The organism is Streptomyces sp. ISL-11, assembly GCF_018614525.1.
In the GTDB taxonomy this organism is placed as follows: domain Bacteria; phylum Actinomycetota; class Actinomycetes; order Streptomycetales; family Streptomycetaceae; genus Streptomyces.
This window is the reverse complement of the sequence record NZ_JAGGOL010000067.1, coordinates 1-19498: the sequence shown is the minus strand read 5'-3', so window position 1 is coordinate 19498 and position 19498 is coordinate 1. Positions and strand designations below refer to the sequence as shown.

General features: G+C 72.7%; 9 protein-coding genes. 8 read left to right on the top strand and 1 reads right to left on the bottom strand.

Annotated features, from left to right (window positions below; translation table 11 throughout):
- Positions 1-285 precede the first annotated feature (285 nt).
- From glgX to J7E86_RS14920, 4 genes are all read left to right on the top strand, one after another.
- Positions 286-2667, top strand: a complete 2382-nt coding sequence (gene glgX, locus J7E86_RS14935; RefSeq protein WP_215082154.1) for a glycogen debranching protein GlgX — start codon at positions 286-288, stop codon at positions 2665-2667.
- 34 nt (positions 2668-2701) lie between these two features.
- Positions 2702-4495 (top strand): ABC transporter ATP-binding protein, encoded by a 1794-nt coding sequence (locus tag J7E86_RS14930; RefSeq protein WP_215082153.1) that lies wholly within the window; start codon positions 2702-2704, stop codon positions 4493-4495.
- Entirely contained in the window at positions 4492-6342 is a 1851-nt protein-coding gene (locus J7E86_RS14925; RefSeq protein WP_215082152.1) for an ABC transporter ATP-binding protein, read from the top strand. The genes J7E86_RS14930 and J7E86_RS14925 overlap by 4 nt, the downstream gene beginning before the upstream one ends.
- A gap of 778 nt (positions 6343-7120) precedes the next feature.
- Complete coding sequence (locus J7E86_RS14920) at positions 7121-9394, top strand: M4 family metallopeptidase (RefSeq protein ID WP_215082151.1); 2274 nt, start codon at positions 7121-7123, stop codon at positions 9392-9394.
- A gap of 104 nt (positions 9395-9498) precedes the next feature.
- On the opposite strand, the gene glgP is transcribed toward J7E86_RS14920, so the two are convergent.
- Entirely contained in the window at positions 9499-12126 is a 2628-nt protein-coding gene (gene glgP, locus J7E86_RS14915; RefSeq protein ID WP_215082150.1) for an alpha-glucan family phosphorylase, read from the bottom strand.
- Positions 12127-12234: 108 nt separating this feature from the next.
- Here glgP and J7E86_RS14910 point away from each other — a divergent pair, with 108 nt between their 5' ends.
- The 4 genes from J7E86_RS14910 (at position 12235) to J7E86_RS14895 (ending at position 19301) form a co-directional block, all read left to right on the top strand.
- Positions 12235-13122: a helix-turn-helix domain-containing protein gene (locus J7E86_RS14910; RefSeq protein WP_215082149.1), complete on the top strand. Its 888-nt coding sequence runs from the start codon at positions 12235-12237 to the stop codon at positions 13120-13122.
- Between the two features lie 471 nt (positions 13123-13593).
- Positions 13594-15588 (top strand): alpha-1,4-glucan--maltose-1-phosphate maltosyltransferase, encoded by a 1995-nt coding sequence (locus J7E86_RS14905; protein WP_215082148.1) that lies wholly within the window; start codon positions 13594-13596, stop codon positions 15586-15588.
- The gene (gene treS, locus J7E86_RS14900; RefSeq protein WP_215082147.1) at positions 15585-17318 is read left to right on the top strand and encodes a maltose alpha-D-glucosyltransferase; all 1734 of its coding nucleotides are present in this window, start codon (positions 15585-15587) and stop codon (positions 17316-17318) included. Before J7E86_RS14905 ends, treS begins: the two co-directional genes overlap by 4 nt.
- 291 nt (positions 17319-17609) lie before the next feature.
- Positions 17610-19301 carry a phosphotransferase gene (locus J7E86_RS14895; RefSeq protein WP_215082146.1) on the top strand — a complete coding sequence of 564 codons (1692 nt, stop codon included), beginning with the start codon at positions 17610-17612 and terminating at the stop codon, positions 19299-19301.
- Positions 19302-19498 lie beyond the last annotated feature (197 nt).

Genomic DNA, 19498 nt, shown 5'->3' with positions numbered 1-19498 from the left:
GCGCGACGACACGCGCTCCGGCGATAGATAACCACATGCCACCGGTGCCGCAGACCCCGGGAATGTCACCGTTGGGTCCCAAATGAGAACGGTGGTACGAGTCGTGCGCATGGTGAGTGGCCTGTGGCCGAAGAGAGGCATCGTAAACCAGCCGGCGGGCCGCTCCGTCGCCGGGCGGCCGGACCGATCACCTGTGTGAGCGCGCCCGGGGATCTGGGCAGAACTGGGGGAAGGACGCACCGCCGGCGCCCGGCGCGCCGGTCGAGAGCCGCCGGAGGCGAAGACGTGTCGAGCGCACCCGAGCAAGAGGCGGAGCGGGACGGGGGCCACGGCCCCGGTCCGGGCCGCCCGTCCGTGGCGGGCGCGGCCCCGGCCCCGGCCGCCGTCAACGGGCACCGGCGGCCGGGGCGGGAGGAACGGGAGGAAGCACCCGCCGCCACGGTGTGGCCGGGCAGCCCCGAGCCCCTGGGCGCCCGCTTCAAGGAGGGCGGCGGGGTGGCGGGGACGAACTTCGCGCTCTGGGCCGGCGGAGCGGAGGCCGTCGAGCTGTGCCTCTTCGACGACGCCCCCGACGACACCACCGGCGGCGCGGACGGCGGCGGGCCGGCCGAGCGGGAGACACGCCTCCCGCTGACCGAGCTGACCCACGAGATATGGCACGGCTTCGTGCCCGGCGTGCTGCCGGGGCGGCGCTACGGCTACCGCGTCCACGGCCGCTGGGACCCGTGGACCGGTGCCCGCTGGAACTCCTCGAAGCTCCTGCTGGATCCTTACGCGCGCGCGGTCGACGGTGATTTCGCCCTGCCGCCCGAGGTGTACGGGCACGTCCGCGACTGGCCGCAGCAGCATGTCGCCGACACCGTCCGCGACGAGCGCGACTCGGCCCCGTACGTCCCCAAGGGCGTGGTGGTCGCGGACGGCGACGACTGGGCGGACGACCACCGGCCGAAGACGCCCTGGGCCGACACGGTCATCTACGAGCTGCACGTGCGCGGCTTCACCATGCGCCACCCCGGCGTCCCGGAGCACCTGCGCGGTACGTACGCGGGGCTCGCGCACCCGGCGGCCATAGAGCATCTGACACGGCTCGGCGTGACCGCCGTGGAGTTGCTGCCGGTGCATCAGTTCGCCCATGAGGACCACCTGCTGCGGTGCGGGCTGCGCAATTACTGGGGCTACAACTCCATCGGGTACTTCGCGCCGCACGCCGCCTATGCCGCCACGGGGACGCGCGGCCGGCAGGTGGGCGAGTTCAAGCGGATGGTGCGCGCCCTGCACGCGGCCGGCATCGAGGTCATCCTCGACGTCGTCTACAACCACACCGCCGAGAGCGGCGAACTGGGCCCGACGCTGTCGCTGCGCGGCATCGACAACCGCCGCTACTACCGCCTCCAGGGCGACGCCCGCCGCTACGCCGACTACACGGGGTGCGGCAACACCCTGCACGTTGTGCAGCCGAACGTCCTGCGGCTGATCACCGACTCGCTGCGCTACTGGGTGCAGGAGATGGGTGTCGACGGATTCCGCTTCGACCTCGCGGCGGCGCTGGCCCGGTCCATGCACGACGTGGACATGCTCTCGCCGTTCCTCGCGGTCATCGCCCAGGACCCGGTGCTGCGGCGGGTCAAGCTCATCGCCGAGCCCTGGGACGTGGGCTCGGGCGGCTATCAGGTGGGCGCCTTCCCTCCCTTGTGGACGGAGTGGAACGACCGTTACCGCGACGCGGTGCGGGACTTCTGGCGGGGTGCCCTGCCGGACGTACGGGACCTCGGCTACCGCCTCTCCGGGTCCAGCGACCTCTACGCGTGGGGCGGCCGCCGCCCGTACGCCTCGGTCAACTTCGTCACCGCGCACGACGGGTTCACGCTGCGGGACCTGGTCAGCTACGAGCAGAAGCACAACGAGGCCAACGGCGAGGGCAACCGGGACGGCACGGAGGCCAACCGCTCCTGGAACTGCGGCGCCGAGGGCGAGACCGGTGATCCGGCCGTCCTGGCGCTGCGGCGGCGGCAGTCGCGCAATCTGCTGACCACCCTGCTGCTGTCCACGGGGGTGCCGATGCTGGTCGCGGGCGACGAGATGGGCCGTACCCAGGGCGGCAACAACAACGCCTACTGCCAGGACAACACGAGCAGTTGGCTGGACTGGTCGCTGCCGGAGGAGCCCGGTCCGCGGGCGCTGACGGATCTGGCCGCACGGCTCCTGGCGCTGCGGCGGGACCACCCCGTGCTGCGCAGCCGTTCCTTCTTCTCCGGCCGCCCGCGCGGCGCGGACGGGCTGCGGGACCTGGCGTGGTTCACGGCGCGGGGCACGGAGATGACCGAGGCCGACTGGTACGCGCCGACGGCGACCCTGGGGATGTACCTCTCCGGCCGCGACATCCCCCGGCGCGGCCCGGAGGGCGAACCGGTCACCGACGACAGCTTCCTGGCGATCCTGCACGCGGGCGCCGGGCCGGTGTCCTTCACGCTGCCGGGGCCGCCGTGGGCGGACGGCTACGAACTCCTCGTCAACACCGCGCTGGAGAGCCAGGAGAGCGCGCCGGGCGAACGGCGGGGCGCGGGTGCGCCCGTGGCCGTACGCGCCCGGTCGGTCCTGTTGTTCCGGGCGTACTTCGACGGCCGTGGTCCGATCGCGCCCCCGGCTCCGGGCCCGAAAACCGAGTGAGGACTGTCAGTGGTGAACCGTAGTCTCGCTCCTGATGACCGACACCACGGCAGAGCCCCGCCCGACCGAGCGTCGCTCCGCGACGCGCTCGCTGCTGCGCCTGTGGCCGTACGTGCGGCCGGTGCGCGGCAGACTGATCGCGGCCGCCTGCGCGGCGGTCCTGGCCTCCTGCGCCGGTCTGGTCATACCGCTCGTCCTGAAGTGGATGGTGGACGGGCCGGTCGCCGCCCACGACCCCTCGGGGGTGTGGCTGGGCGGTGTGGTCGTGCTGCTGCTGGGCACGACGGAGGCGCTGCTCTTCTGGGCGCGGCGGGCGCTGGTCGCCCGGCCGCTGACCCGTGTCGAGGCGGACCTGCGGGCCGCGCTCTACCACCGGCTCCAGCGGCTGCCCGTCGCCTTCCACGACCGCTGGCCCTCGGGGCAGTTGCTCTCGCGCGCCACGACGGACCTGATGCTGCTGCGGATCTTCCTGGCGTTCCCGTTGACCTTCCTGCTGGTCAACGGGGTGACCATCGTGGTGGGTTTCGCCATTCTGCTGACGCAGCAGTGGACGCTGGGGCTGGTGCTGCTCGCGCCGGTGGCCCCGCTGATCGTGCTGTGCCGGTACTTCGAGGAGCGCTACTCCCAGGCCGCGCGCACCGCACAAGACCAGGTCGGTGATCTGACGACGGTCGTCGAGGAGAGCGTCCTGGGCATCCGGATCGTCAAGGGCTTCGGCCGGCACCGGGGGCAGGAGCGGGCGTTCGCCGCGCTCGCCGGCGGGCTGCGCGGGACCGAGCTGCGCAAGGCGGGCCTGCTGGGCACGCTGTGGGCGCTCATCATGATCCTGCCGGAGCTGGCCGTCGGCGCCGCCCTGGTCCTGGGTGTCGCGCGGGTGGCCGACGGCGAGCTGTCGGCGGGCACGCTGGTGGCGTTCCTGTCGACGGCGCTCGCGCTGCGCTGGCCGGTGGAGTCGATCGGCTTCCTGCTCGCGGTGACGAACGAGTCGGCGACGGCGACGGACCGCGTCTTCGAGGTGATGGACGCGGAACCCGAAGCGGACCGGCCCCGCACGGCCGCCGCGGTGGCTCCCGGTGAGCACGACGGCCTGCGCCTGGAGGGCGTGGAGTTCCGCTATCCCGACGCACCGGCGGACGCCCCGCCCGTGCTGCGCGGCATCGACCTGCACATCCGCACCGGCGAGACCATGGCCCTCGTCGGCACCACGGGCAGCGGCAAGACCACCCTGACCGCGCTCGTCCCCCGCCTCCACGAGGCCACCGCCGGGCGGATCACCCTCGACGGCCTGGACATCGCCGCGCTGCCGCGCGACCGGCTGCGCGAGCTCGTCGCCGTCGCCTTCGAGGACCCCACGCTCTTCTCGGCCGACGTCGCCGAGAACGTCCTGATGGGCGCGCCGCACGCCCGGGAGGAGGACCTCCGCCGCGCGCTCGCCGTCGCCCAGGCCGGCTTCGTGGACGCCCTCCCGGACGGCCCGCGCACCCAGGTCGGCGAACAGGGCCTGAGCCTGTCCGGCGGTCAGCGGCAGCGTCTCGCGCTGGCCCGCGCGGTCGTCGGCGAGCCGCGCTTCCTGATCCTCGACGACCCGCTCTCCGCGCTCGACGTGCACACCGAGGCCCTGGTCGAGGCCGCCCTGCGCGAGGTCCTGGCGACCACGACGGCCCTCGTCGTCGCCCACCGCCCCTCCACGGTCCTGCTCGCCGACCGGGTGGCACTGCTGTCCGGCGGGCGCGTGGCGGCGGTGGGCACCCACCACGAACTCCTGCGCCAGAGCCGGGAGTACGCCTCGCTCATGTCCGGCGAGCCGACAGGAGGCCGGCCCCGATGACCACCACCGCCGACCAGCCGGCCACCGAGGCCGGCCCGACCGTCGCGTCACCCGCCCGGGACCCCTTCGACAAGGACGTCCTGCCCACGCCCCAGGGCGCCTCCCGCGCCCTGCTGCGCTCGCTCCTGGCCCCCGCGCGCCGCCCGGCCCGGCTCGCCGTCGTCCTGCTGCTCCTCCAGCAGGCCGCCGTCCAGGCCGGGCCGCTGCTCGTGGCGTACGCCATCGACCGCGGTGTGCCGGCGGTCCGTCGCGGCGACCACGGCCCTCTCGTCGCCGTCGCCGTCGGGTACGCGGTGTGCGCTCTGGCCTCCGGGCTGCTCCAGCTGGCCTTCGTCCGGCTCGCGGCGCGCATCGGCCAGGACGTCCTGCTGGACCTGCGCGGCCGCATCTTCCGCCACGCGCAGTCGCTCAGCGTCGACTTCCACGAGCGCTACACCTCCGGCCGCCTGATCTCCCGCGCCACCACCGACGTGGAGTCGATCCGCGAGCTGCTCAACGACGGCCTCCAGGAACTGATCGGCGTCGCCCTCTCGGTGGTGTACGTCTCGGCGACGCTGCTGTACCTCGACCCGGGCCTGGGTGGCGCGGCCCTGCTGTCCTTCGCGCCGCTGTATCTGCTCGTACGCTCCTACCGGCGCCGTTCGATGCGGGTCTACAGCCGGCGCTCCACCGCGATCGCGGCGGTCATCGTGAAGTTCACCGAGACCATGAACGGCATCCGCCCGGTCAAGGCGTTCCGCCGCGAGTCCGCCAACGACGCCCACTTCGACGAACTCAACGACACCCACCGGCGGGCCAACGCGGACGCCATGCTGGAGATGGCCCGCTACGTGGTCCTCTCCCGGCTGACGGCCAACACCGTCCTCGCCGCGATCGTCCTGTGGGGTGCCTACCGCGTCGCCGGCGGCGGGCTGGCGCTCGGCGCGCTCGCGGCCTCGGTGCTGTACCTGCGGCGGCTGTACGACCCGATCGACCGGCTCGGGATGTTCCTCAACTCCTACCAGTCGGCGGCCGCGTCCCTGGAGAAGATCGCGGGCCTGCTCGCCCAGCGGCCCTCCGTCCCGGAACCGCGCGACCCCACGCCCCTGCCCCCGCGCCCCGCCGGCAGCCCCGGCCGCGAGGTCGTCCTCGACGGGGTGCGCTTCGCCTACCGGACGGGCGGCGAGGTGCTCCCCCGCTTCGACCTGACCCTGGCCGCCGGCCGTACGGTGGCGGTCGTCGGCTCGACCGGCGCCGGCAAGTCCACCCTGGCCAAGCTCCTCGCCCGCTTCTACGACCCGACCGAGGGCGAGGTCCGCCTCGACGGGGTCCCGCTGCGCGACCTGGCCGGCGCGGAGCTGCGCCGCGGCGTCGTGATGGTCACCCAGGAGGCGTTCCTCTTCTCCGGGACGGTCGCCGAGAACATCGCCATCGGTCGCCCCGGCGCGACGCGCGAGGACATCGAACAGGCGGCGAAGGCGATCGGCGCGCACGACTTCATCACGGCGCTGCCGGACGGCTACGACACGGACGTCCGCAAGCGCGGCGGCCGCATCTCCGCCGGCCAGCGCCAATTGGTCGCCTTCGCCCGCGCGCTGCTCGCCGACCCGGCGGTCCTCATCCTCGACGAGGCGACGTCCTCGCTGGACATCCCGGGCGAACGGGCGGTGCAGCGCGCGATGCGGGTGGTGCTGCGCGGGCGTACGGCTGTGATCATCGCGCATCGGCTGTCGACGGTGTCGATCGCGGACCGGGTGCTGGTGATGGCGGACGGCCGGATCGTGGAGGACGGGGTGCCCTCCGGGCTGGTGGCGGGTACGGGGCGCTACGCGAAGCTCCATCGAGCTTGGCGCGACGGTTTGGCCTGACGGCCGGTCGGGGTCTCGCACGGTTGCCCCGTGCGGTGCCGTTTCCGCTGCGCGGTGCCGTTTCCGCTGCGCGGGGCTTGTGCCGCTGCGCGGGGCTTGTGCCGCTGCGCGGGGCTTGTGCCGCTGCGCGGGGCTTGTGCCGCTGCGCGGGGCTTGTTGGCGGTCGGTGCCGGGGCTGCGGGGGCCTGTTGTCGGGGCTGCTTCGCTTTACGCCCCGACAACAGGCCCCCGCAGCCCCGTCCCCTCCTGCCGGTGGGTGGGAGGTAAAGACCAGTGGCGGCCGGCACCGCGCAACTGGCCGGAACCGGAGAGGGGTTCTTCCCACCGCCCGCGGGAGGGGCGGGCCGGAGCGGGTGCTTGTCAGGGCGTAAAGCGAAGCAGCCCCGACAAGCACCCGCGGAGGCCCGACCCCGCATCTGAACAGCCCCGCGCAGCGGACAGCGCGCCGCGCAGCGGGAACCACACCCGCACAGGGCAAACGCGCGAACCCCGAACCCACGGGTCACCGCTATGCGGACCGTGTTCTTACGTCAACGGACGCAATCCGGCCAACCTTCCGCCGGACTCCTGACACGTACATGCCCGCAGTGGCACTCTTCCCTCCACCGACGCACGGCTTCCCCATGGCACCACCGCCGGGCGTCGCGTCGCCGTATCCGCGTGCCTCCCGAAGCCCCACCCGGTGGGCCCGTGCAGCAGACCACGCTCCGCCCGGGCGGTCAGCTCGCCGCCCGGCCTCTTCCGGTCACCCACCGTGGCCACCGCAGAAGGAGTCAGCGTGAGACCCACCCCCCATCGGCGAGCAGTCGCCACCGGCGCGTTGGTCGCCGTCACCGCCATGCTGGCCGTCGGCGTACAGACCGGTTCCGCCGACGCCCGTACCGACGACGCACCCGCCGGCCGCAAGGTCGTCGCCAAGGCCGACCCCGGCGCGCTCCCCGCCAAGCTCAGCCCCTCGCAGCGCGCCGAGCTCATACGCGACGCCAACGCGACCAAGGCGAAGACCGCCGAGTCCCTCGGCCTCGGCGCCAAGGAACAGCTGGTCGTCCGCGATGTGACCAAGGACGCCAACGGCACCCTGCACACCCGCTACGAGCGCACGTACGACGGGCTGCCCGTCCTCGGCGGCGACCTCGTGGTCGACGCGACCAAGGGCGGCGCCGTCAAGACCGTGGCCAAGGCGACGAAGGCCCGCGTGGCCGTCGCCACGACCACCCCCGCCTTCGCCGCCGCCACCGCGGAGAAGGACGCCGTCAAGGCGGCCAACGCGCAGGGCTCGAAGGCCACCAAGGCCGACAAGGCGCCGCGCAAGGTGATCTGGGCGGCCAAGGGCACGCCGGTCCTCGCGTACGAGACCGTCGTCGGCGGGCTCCAGGACGACGGCACGCCCAACCAGCTGCACGTCATCACCGACGCGAAGACCGGCGCGAAGCTCTTCGAGTTCCAGGGCGTCAAGCAGGGCACCGGCAACAGCCAGTACAGCGGCAAGGTCACCATCGGCACGACCCCCTCGTACACGATGACCGACGGAACGCGCGGCGGACACAAGACGTACGACCTCAAGCACGGCTCGTCCGGCACCGGCACCCTCTTCACCGACACCGACGACGTCTGGGGCAACGGCACCACCAGCGACCCGGCCACCGCCGGTGTCGACGCGCATTACGGCGCCCAGCTGACGTGGGACTACTACAAGAACGTGCACGGGCGCACCGGCATCAAGGGCGACGGCAAGGGCGCGTACAGCCGGGTCCACTACGGCAACGCCTACGTCAACGCGTTCTGGGACGACAGCTGCTTCTGCATGACCTACGGCGACGGGTCCGGCAACGCCAAGCCGCTGACCTCGATCGACGTGGCCGCGCACGAGATGACGCACGGCGTCACCTCGGCCACCGCCAACCTCACCTACAGCGGCGAGTCGGGCGGCCTCAACGAGGCGACCTCGGACATCTTCGCCGCGGCTGTCGAGTTCTGGGCGAACAACCCGTCCGACCCGGGTGACTACCTGGTCGGCGAGAAGATCGACATCAATGGCAACGGCACCCCGTTGCGCTACATGGACAAGCCGAGCAAGGACGGCCGGTCCAAGGACGCGTGGTACTCCGGCCTCGGCGGCATCGACGTGCACTACTCGTCGGGCCCGGCCAACCACTGGTTCTACCTGGCGTCCGAGGGCAGCGGCCCCAAGGACATCAACGGCGTGCACTACGACTCCCCGACCTCCGACGGGCAGCCGGTCACCGGCATCGGCCGGGACAACGCCGCGAAGATCTGGTTCAAGGCACTGAGCCAGCGGATGCAGTCCAACACCAACTACGCGAGCGCGCGCGACGCGACGCTGTGGGCCGCCGGCGAGCTGTTCGGCGTCGGCAGCGAGACGTACAACAACGCGGCCAACGCCTGGGCCGCCATCAACGTCGGCAGCCGGGTCTCCACCGGTGTCTCCGTCACCTCTCCCGGCGACCAGACCAGCATCGTGAACACCGCCGTCTCCCTGCAGATCAAGGCGACGAGTTCCACGAGCGGTTCGCTGACCTACTCGGCAACCGGGCTGCCCGCAGGCCTGTCGATCAACTCCTCCACCGGTCTGATCTCCGGCACCCCGACCACCACGGGCACCAGCACGGTCACCGTGACGGTGAAGGACTCGGCCGGCAAGACGGGCACCGCCACCTTCAAGTGGACCGTCAACACCACGGGCGGCGGCAGCGTCTTCGAGAACACCACCCCGGTGGCGATCCCGGACGCCGGTGCGGCCGTCACCTCGCCGATCGTCGTGACCCGCAGCGGCAACGGCTCCGCCGCCCTGAAGGTGGACGTGAACATCACGCACACCTACCGCGGCGACCTCACGATCGACCTGGTGGCGCCCAACGGCAAGACCTGGTCGCTCAAGGACTCGGACTCCTGGGACTCGGCCGCGGACGTGAAGGAGTCGTACACCGTCGACGCCTCCGCGGTGTCCGCCACCGGCACCTGGAAGCTCCAGGTCCAGGACGTCTACTCGGCCGACAGCGGCACGATCAACAGCTGGAAGCTGACCTTCTGATCCACACAGTGACCGGCGGCCGGTGACGGCCGCCGTACGGACGGGGCGCCGTCCGGGGTGAGTGCGACTCCCCCGGACGGCGTCTCACTACGTCCGGCGCCGGCTCAGCGCAGCAGCACTCCCGCCGCCTCGGCCGTCGTCTGCGACGGCAGGGTCACCAGGCCCAGCTCCGCACCACTGGCCAGCAGCCGGTGGGCGGGCAGGGTCCGGACGGTGTAGCCGAACGGGCCCGTGCGGTCCAGGGTCAGCGGCCCCTCGTACAGCCGGCGGCCGTCGAGGCCCGGTCCGGCGGTGGGCTTGAGGGGGAAGGTGGTGGTGCGGCTGAGGTGGTCGGAGGGATCGACGCGGCCGGCGACGGCCTGGACCTCGACGTCCGCCGGGTCCAGGCCGCCCAGGGTGACGCTCACCCGCAGCGAGACCGTGGAGCCGAGCTCGGCGGTGCCGTTCAGGGTGGTGTCCGCCACCGCCTCCACGTGGTCGACGGCGACGGCCGGCCACGCCTCGCGGACCCGGGACTTCCAGGCGGCCAGCTCCCGTGCCGCGTCAGGGTTCAGGGCCCGCTGCGCCTCGGCCGCGGGGGCGTAGAGCCGCTCCACGTACTCGCGCACCATGCGGCCGGCGAGCACCTTCGGGCTTAGGGTGGCCAGCGTCCGGCGGACCATCTCGATCCATCGGCCGGGCAGTCCGCCCGCGCCCCGGTCGTAGAAGCGTGGCGCGACGTGCTCCTCCAGCAGGCCGTAGAGGGCCGCGGCCTCCAGGTCGTCGCGGCGGTCCTCGTCCGTGGCGGTGCCGTCGGCGGTGGGAATGGCCCAGCCGAAGTCGGGCTCGAACCATTCGTCCCACCAGCCGTCGAGGACGGAGAGGTTGAGACAGCCGTTGAGCGCGGCCTTCATCCCGGAGGTGCCGCACGCCTCCAGCGGGCGCAGCGGGTTGTTGAGCCAGACGTCGCAGCCGGGGTAGAGCTTCTGGGCCATGGCCATGCCGTAGTCGGGCAGGAAGACGACGCGGTGGCGTACGCGCGGGTCGTCGGTGAACCGCACGAGCTCCTGCACCAGGCGTTTGCCGCTGTCGTCGGCCGGGTGGGCCTTGCCGGCGACGACGATCTGGACGGGCCGCTCGGAGTGGAGCAGCAGCTCCATCAGCCGGTCGCGGTCGCGGAGCATGAGGGTGAGGCGTTTGTACGAGGGGACGCGGCGGGCGAAGCCGATGGTGAGGACGTCCGGGTCGAGGACGCCGTCGATCCAGCCGAGTTCGGCGGTGCCGGCGCCGCGCTGGCGCCAGGAGGCGCGCAGCCGGTCGCGCACCTCGTGCACGAGCTGTTCGCGCAAGGTGCGCCGGAGCTCCCAGATGTCGGCGTCGGGGATGTCGTCGACGGCGTCCCAGCGCTGGGAGCCGCCGAGGGACAGGGCGTCCTCGGCGCGGCCGGCGCCGAGCTGCCGGGTGCCGAGCCGCAGCACCTCGGGGGCGACCCAGGTGGGGGCGTGGACGCCGTTGGTGACGGAGGTGATGGGCACCTCCTCGGGGTCGAAGCCCGGCCAGAGTCCGGCGAACATCTGCCGGCTGACCTGTCCGTGGAGGGTGGAGACGCCGTTGGCGCGCTGGGCGAGGCGCAGGCCCATGACGGCCATGTTGAAGAGGTTGGGCTCTCCGCCGGGGTAGGTCTCCAGACCGAGTTCGAGGACGCGTTCGACGTCGATGCCGGGGAGCTCGCCGACGGGGCCGAAGTGGCGGGCGACGAGCTCGCGGTCGAAGCGGTCGATGCCGGCGGGGACGGGCGTGTGGGTGGTGAAGACGGCTCCGGCGCGGACGCATTCGAGGGCGGAGTCGAAGTCGGCGCCCTGCTCGACGTGTTCGCGGATGCGTTCCAGGCCGAGGAAGCCGGCGTGCCCCTCGTTGGTGTGGAACACCTCCGGCTCGGGGTGGCCGGTCAGCCGGCAGTACGTACGGACCGCGCGGATCCCGCCGATGCCCAGCAGCATCTCCTGCAGCAGCCGGTGCTCGCCGCCGCCGCCGTAGAGCCGGTCGGTGACCTCCCGCTCGCCGGGGGCGTTCTCCTCGACGTCGGAGTCCAGGAGCAGCAGCGGCACCCGGCCGACGTGGGCCTGCCAGACGTAGGCGAGCAGACAGCGGCCGCCGGGCAGGGCGAGGGAGACGCGGCTGGGTGTGCCGTCGGGCTCGCGGAGCATGGTCAGCGGGAGCTCGTTGGGGTCGAGCAGGGGGTAGTGCTCCTGCTGCCACCCCTCGCGGGAGAGGGACTGGCGGAAGTAGCCGTGACGGTAGAGCAGTCCCACGCCGATGAGCGGGACGCCGAGGTCGCTGGCGGACTTGAGGTGGTCGCCGGCGAGGATGCCGAGGCCGCCGCTGTACTGCGGCAGGGCGGCGGTGATGCCGAATTCGGGGGAGAAATAGGCGATGGCGGCGGGCAGCCCGTCGGGCTGTTCCTGGTACCAGCGCCGGCCGGTGAGATAGTCGTGCAGGTCGTCGGAGGCCGCGGCGAGCCGCCGGCGGAAGCGGCGGTCCTCGGCGAGGGCGGCCAGCCGGGTGGCGGGCACGGCGCCCAGCAGGCGCAGCGGATCGCCGGCGGCGGCCTGCCAGCCCTCGGGGTCGACGGCCTGGAAGAGCTCACGGGTCTCGGGGTGCCAGGACCAGCGCAGATTGCGCGCCAGCTCGCTGAGCGGTCGTAGGGGCTCCGGAAGGACGGGGCGCACACTGAATCGACGAATGGCCTTCACCCCCACGACGGTAGCGTCGCGAGGGGCCCGGATCGTGCTTGTTCGCGGCAACTGCCCACCCCTGGCAGGAGCGGGCGGCGAGTGCGCCCCCTGATGTTGACTGGTGCCATGGATATACCTGTCGAGTTGGGAGACTTCCTCCGTACGCGCCGGGCGCGCCTTCAGCCCGCTGACGTGGGCTTGGTGGCGTACGGCGCACGCCGGCGCGTGCCCGGCCTGCGGCGCGAGGAGCTGGCGCAGCTGGCCGGGGTGAGCGTGGCGTACTACACGCGGCTGGAGCAGGGGCAGTCGGGCAATGCCTCGGACGAGGTGCTCGACGCCCTCGCGCGGGCGCTGCGGCTGACCCCGGACGAACACGCCCATCTGCGGAACCTGGCCCGCCCCGGGCGCGCCGGGCGGTCGCCGGCACCGGTGGTGGGGGCGGCGGGGCCGGGGGTGCGGCAGCTGGTGGCGTCGATGGGCGTGCCCGCGCTCGTCCTCGACGCGCGGTACGACGTCCTCACCTGGAACCCGCTGAGCCACGCGCTGCTGGCGCCCCACCTCGCGTTCGACGCCCCCGAACGGGCGGAGGAGCGGCCCAACACCCAGCGGCTGCTCTTCCTGGACGGCCGCGCGCGGGAGCTGTACCCGCGGTGGGAGGAGAAGGCGCGGCGCGCGGTCGCCTCGCTGCGGCTGGCGGTGGGTGAATACCCCCGCGACCGGGGCCTGACGGAGATCGTCGGCGAACTGTCGGCGGGCAGCGCGGACTTCGCCGCACTGTGGTCCGGCCACCCGGTGAGCGCCTGCACCTCGGGGGAGGAGTTCTTCCGCCATCCGCTGGTGGGTTCGATGACCCTGGCGTTCGAGATGATGCGGCTGCCGGACACCGGCGGCCAGGGGCTGCTGGCGTTCAGCGCGGAACCGGGCTCCTCTTCGGAGGCGGCGCTGCGGCTGCTGGAGGCGGCGGCCACGCGCTCCCGCGTGGAACACGACCGCCCGGAGCGGATCACCCGCTGATGCACTCGGCCGACCGGGAAATACGCCACGCGTACGTGCCGCGCTCCGGCGGCCGGACGACCCTACGCACTTCGACGACGGTGCCGGGCGGTCGCTACCCCGTCCGGGCGCCGCTTACCCCCTTTCCGCGCATTGCACACGATCGGCCCAACGAGGAGACTTCATACGGGTGACGGCGTGCCGGCCGTCCTCCCCACGCGGTGCCAGGGTAACTACGCACCGGTAGTTCATCCGTGTGGGCATGCCCGCCCGGGGCCGGTGGGCAAGCTCAATCGGTATGCAGGGAAAACTCCCCCGGCCGGGCCGTGGCCCTTTCGGTCACGGCATCGTCGTTTCCGCATTTCCTCCGCGGCCACCCGAGTGAACGCGGGAGAACGCGGTTCCTCCCGCGTCCGGCCGACGGCCGGTGGAGCAGATAGAAAGAGCAGAACCCGCCAGACCCCCGATTCCGTCGAACCTCCAGGTGATCCCATGATCGGTCGCATTCCCGTCCTGGACCTCGGCCCGCTCGTGGACTGCGGCCGTAGGCCCGTCAAGGCGGTGGCCGGAGAGGCGTTCCAGGTGACCGCCACCGTCTTCCGCGAGGGCCATGACGCGCTGGGTGCCAATGTGGTGCTGCGGGATCCGGCGGGCCGCTGCGGCCCGTGGACGCCGATGCGGGAGCTGGCACCGGGCACCGACCGGTGGGGCGCGGAGGTCACCCCGGACGCCGAGGGCCGCTGGTCGTACGCCGTGGAGGCGTGGAGCGACCCGGTGGGGACGTGGCGGCACGAGGCGGGCATCAAGGTGCCGGCGGGCATCGACGCCGAACTGGTCCTGGAGGAGGGCGCGCTGCTCCACGAGCGGGCGGCCGCCGGGGTGCCGAAGAAAGAGGGCCGGGAGGCGGTGCTGGCCGCGGCCGACGCGCTGCGGGACGCCGGGCGGCCGGTCGCCGCACGGCTGGCCGCCGCGCTCACGCCCTCGGTCACCGGGGCGCTGGCCGCCCATCCGCTGCGCGAGCTGGTGACCACCAGCCGCTCGGTGCCCGTGCTCGTCGAGCGCGAGCGGGCGCTCTTCGGTTCCTGGTACGAGCTGTTCCCGCGCTCGGAGGGCGCGCTGCTGCCGGAGGGCGGGTCGCCCGTCAGCGGCACGTTCCGGACGGCGGCCCGGCGGCTGCCGGCGATCGCGGCGATGGGCTTCGACGTCGTCTACCTCCCGCCGGTGCACCCCATCGGCACCGCCTACCGCAAGGGCCCCAACAACGCCCTGACGGCGGGCCCGTACGACGTGGGCAGCCCCTGGGCGATCGGCTCGGCGGACGGCGGCCACGACGCGCTCCACCCCGACCTCGGCACCTTCGAGGACTTCGACCACTTCGTCGAGCGGGCGCGCGAGCTGCGGATGGAGGTCGCGCTGGACTTCGCCCTCCAGTGCTCGCCCGACCACCCCTGGGTCGGCAAGCACCCCGAGTGGTTCCGCCACCGCGCCGACGGCACCATCGCCTACGCCGAGAACCCGCCGAAGAAGTACCAGGACATCTATCCGCTGGCCTTCGACGAGGACTTCGACGGCATCCTCCGCGAGACGCTGCGGGTGCTGCGCGTGTGGATGGGTCACGGCGTGCGGATCTTCCGCGTCGACAATCCGCACACCAAGCCGGTGGTCTTCTGGGAGCGGGTCATCGCCGAGGTGGGCCGCACCGACCCGGACGTCGTCTTCCTCGCCGAGGCGTTCACCCGGCCCCCGATGATGCGCGCGCTGGGCGCGGCCGGCTTCCAGCAGTCGTACACCTATTTCACCTGGCGCAATACCAAGCACGAGCTGACCGACTACCTCAGCGAGCTGTCGGGCGAGGCGGCCGCCTGCATGCGCCCCAACCTCTTCGTCAACACCCCCGACATCCTGCACGCCTACCTCCAGGACGGCGGCCGGGCGGCCTTCGAGATCCGGGCCGTGCTCGCCGCCACGCTCTCCCCTTCCTGGGGTGTCTACGCCGGCTACGAACTGTGCGAGAACACCCCGGTGCGACAGGGCAGCGAGGAGTACCTGGACTCCGAGAAGTACCAGCTGCGCCCCCGCGACTGGGCGGGCGCCGAGCGGGCGGGCCGCAGCCTCGCGCCGCTGATCACCCTCCTGAACCGGCTGCGGCGGCGTCAGCTCGCCCTGCGCAGGCTCCGCAACTTGCGTTTCCATCACGCCGACAACGACGCCGTCATCGCCTATTCCAAGCGGTCGGGCGGCTCGTGCGTCCTCACGGTCGTCAACCTCGACCCCCACCACACCCAGGAGGCCACGGTCTCGTTGGACATGCCGGAACTCGGCCTCGCGTGGCACGAGTCCGTCCCGGTGCGCGACGAGCTCACCGGAGAGACCTATCACTGGGGCAGGGACAACTATGTGCGCCTGGAGCCGGGCCGTTCCATCGCGCCCGCGCACGTGTTCTCGCTGCGACCGTCCTCACCGATCGGAGGGTCACCCACACCATGATCGTCAATGAGCCCGTCCACGACACGTTCGAGGACACCCCGGCCAAGGACCTGGATCCCGACTGGTTCAAGCGAGCCGTCTTCTACGAAGTGCTCGTACGGTCCTTCCAGGACAGCGACGGCGACGGCATCGGCGACCTCAAGGGCCTGACCGCCAAGCTGGACTATCTGCAATGGCTCGGCGTCGACTGCCTGTGGCTGCCGCCGTTCTTCCAGTCGCCGCTGCGCGACGGGGGGTACGACGTCTCCGACTACACCGCGGTGCTGCCGGAGTTCGGCGACCTCGCCGATTTCGTGGAGTTCGTGGACGCGGCGCATCAGCGGGGCATGCGCGTCATCATCGATTTTGTCATGAACCATACGAGCGATCAGCACGACTGGTTCCAGCAGTCGCGCGCCGATCCCGACGGCCCCTACGGCGACTACTACGTCTGGGCCGACGACGACAAGCAGTACCAGGACGCGCGGATCATCTTCGTGGACACCGAGTCCTCGAACTGGACCTTCGACCCGGTGCGCAAGCAGTACTACTGGCACCGGTTCTTCTCGCACCAGCCCGATCTCAACTACGAGAACCCGGCGGTGCAGGAGGAGATCCTCGCCGCGCTGCGGTTCTGGCTGGACCTCGGCATCGACGGCTTCCGTCTGGACGCGGTGCCGTACCTCTTCGCCGAGGAGGGCACCAACTGCGAGAACCTCCCGCGCAGCCACGAGTTCCTCAAGCGGGTACGGGCCGAGATCGACGCCCACTACCCGGACACCGTGCTGCTGGCCGAGGCCAATCAGTGGCCGGAGGACGTCGTCGACTACTTCGGCGACTACGCCGCGGGCGGCAACGAGTGCCACATGGCGTTCCACTTCCCGGTGATGCCGCGCATCTTCATGGCCGTACGGCGGGAATCCCGCTACCCGGTCTCGGAAATCCTGGCCAAGACCCCGGCCATCCCCGCGCGCTGCCAGTGGGGCATCTTCCTGCGCAACCACGACGAGCTCACCCTCGAAATGGTCACCGACGAAGAGCGCGACTACATGTACGCGGAGTACGCCAAGGACCCGCGGATGCGCGCCAACATCGGCATCCGGCGCCGGCTGGCACCCCTGCTCGACAACGACCGCAATCAGATCGAGCTGTTCACCGCGCTGTTGCTGTCGCTGCCCGGCTCGCCGATCCTCTACTACGGCGACGAGATCGGCATGGGGGACAACATCTGGCTCGGCGACCGCGACGGGGTGCGCACCCCGATGCAGTGGACGCCCGACCGCAACGCCGGCTTCTCCTCCTGCGACCCGGGCCGGCTCTACCTGCCGACCATCATGGACCCCGTCTACGGTTACCAGGTCACCAACGTCGAGGCCGCCATGAGCAGCCCCTCCTCGCTGCTGCACTGGACGCGCCGGATGATCGAGATCCGCAAGCAGAACCCCGCTTTCGGACTCGGCTCGTACACCGAGCTCCCCTCCAGCAACCCCGCCGTCCTCGCCTTCCTGCGCGAGGTCCGCGTCCCCGGGCAGAGCGACGACGACCTGGTCCTGTGCGTGAACAATTTCTCGCGCTTCGCACAGCCGACCGAGCTCGATCTCCGGTCGTTCAACGCCCGGCACCCGGTCGAGCTCATCGGCGGGGTGCGCTTCCCGGCCATCGGTGAGCTGCCGTATCTGCTGACGCTGGCCGGTCACGGCTTCTACTGGTTCCGGCTGCGCCGCAACGCGCCGCCGCCCGCCGGACACTGAGGGGAAAACCCGTGCGCGTCCGATCGGCCGCGCACGGGCGGTTTTCCCTTGCGAACCCTGGGAACCCTCACTACTACGCACGGGCCGGGCCGAGCACATCGATCCGCCGCAGGGGCCGCCTCAGGCCACCGCAACGCACCGCACGCATCGCACGCACCGCACGCACAGGCCGCAGGGGCTGACCGTACGGACGATCCTCGCCCGACACGTCCCGCACCGCGCACCGGTCAAAGCCGCAATCCGGGACACTTTGCCCTACCTGTCGTGTGCCCGGGGAAAGGACGCGACGCCATGTCGGACGCTGCACCGTCCCGCCGGGGGGCCACCCGCCGCGGGGCGGCCCCCGAGCCGCTGCTGTCCACGGTCCGCGCCGCGTCGGCCACCGCCGCGCTGCGGCCGGCCGTCGGCGAGCCCGGGCTGCTCGGCTCACTGGTGCCGCTGCTCGCCGAGTGGCTGCCCCGGCAGCGGTGGTTCGCGGGGAAGGGCCGACCGATCACCGGCTTCACGCTCGTCGCGGCCACCGAGCTGCTCCCCCAGCCCACCGGCACCACCACTCCCGGGCTGCTCCACCTGCTCGTGCGCGCCCACCAGTCCGGCTCCCCCGCCGGTGAGCAGATCCCCGCGGAGACCGGCTCCGCGGCCCTTCACACCGGCACCGACGACTGCTACCAACTGCTCCTCGGCGTGCAGGACGTCCTGCCCCCGCATCTGGCGCCCGCGCTCATCGGCCGCCCCTCCGGCGGCCCGCTGCACGGCCGCACCGTCTACGAGGGCCTCGCCGATCCGCGCCTGGCCGGCCTGCTCCTGGAGCGGCTGCGGGCGCCGGGCCGGCTCGGGCCGCTGCGCTTCAGCCGCGAGGAGGGCGCCGCCATCGCGCCCGGCCTGGTGCCCCGGCTGCTGGGCGCCGAGCAGTCCAATTCCTCCGTCGTCTACGGCGAAACGTACATCCTCAAGCTCTTCCGACGCGTCTGCCCCGGCATCAACCCCGACCTCGAACTCCCCCGCGCCCTCGCCGGCACCACCTGTGACCGGGTGCCGCCGCCGGCCGCCTGGTTCGAGGCCGAGCTGCCCGGCTCGGGGACCGGCCCGCTGACCCTCGGTGTGCTCCAGCCCTACCTGCCCGGCTCCGCCGACGGCTGGCAACTGGCCCTCAGCGCCCTGGCCGTACGGGCCGACTTCACCGCCTCCGCCCGCGCGCTCGGCCACGCCACGGCCGAGGTGCACGCCGCGCTGGCCGACGCGCTGCCCACCGTGGTCCTGCGCCGGCCCCAGCTCGAACACCTGGCCGCCACCATGACCCGCCGCCTGGACGCGGCCGCCGACGCCGTCCCCGCGCTGCGCCCCTACCGGGCGGCGCTGCGCGGCGCGTTCGACGAACTCGCCGCGCTCGGCCGGGCCGGGCGCACGTGGCGCGCCCAGCGCATCCACGGCGACCTGCACCTGGGCCAGGCCCTGCGCACCGCGGAGGACGGCCGCTGGGCGCTCATCGACTTCGAGGGAGAACCGGCGCGCCCGCTGACCGAGCGCCGCCGGCCGCAGCCGGCCGCGCGCGACGTCGCGGGCATGCTGCGCTCCTTCGACTACGCGGCCGCGGTGGGCCGCGCCACCGGCGGCAGCTGGTCGGAGCGGGCCCGCGCCGCGTTCTGCGAGGGCTACGCCACGGTGCACGGCGACCCGCGCGAGGAGCCGCAGCTGCTGCGCGCCCACGAGACGGACAAGGCCGTCTACGAAGTCCTGTACGAGGCCCGGCACCGGCCGGACTGGCTGCCGGTGCCGATGTCGGCGATCCGCCGGCTCGCGGAACCGCTGTCCGGCGGTGAGGCTGATACGGCGGGATACGTGTCCCGCCGCGGCACCGGCGCCGGGTGCGGCCGGCGTCCGGGCGGGATCGCCGCGCCGAGCACCGGTGCGGAGCCCACCCGCGCGGCGGCGGTTCACCCGAGCGGCCCTGCCGGCCGCCCCGACGGCGAGCGGCCGGCGTGACCCGCCGCCCCGCCCCACCGACCACTCCCCCGGCCGCCGCCGGGGGCCCGAGGAGGACCGCCCCGTGACCGCACGCCCGCCGTCCAGCCCACCACCCCACGACCCGGGTGCCGACCGCGCCGGCGGCCCGCAGCAGATCCCGGCCACGTTCCTTCCGGGACCTGGGCGGTCCCGGAAGGGGCGGGCGGGGTCCGGGG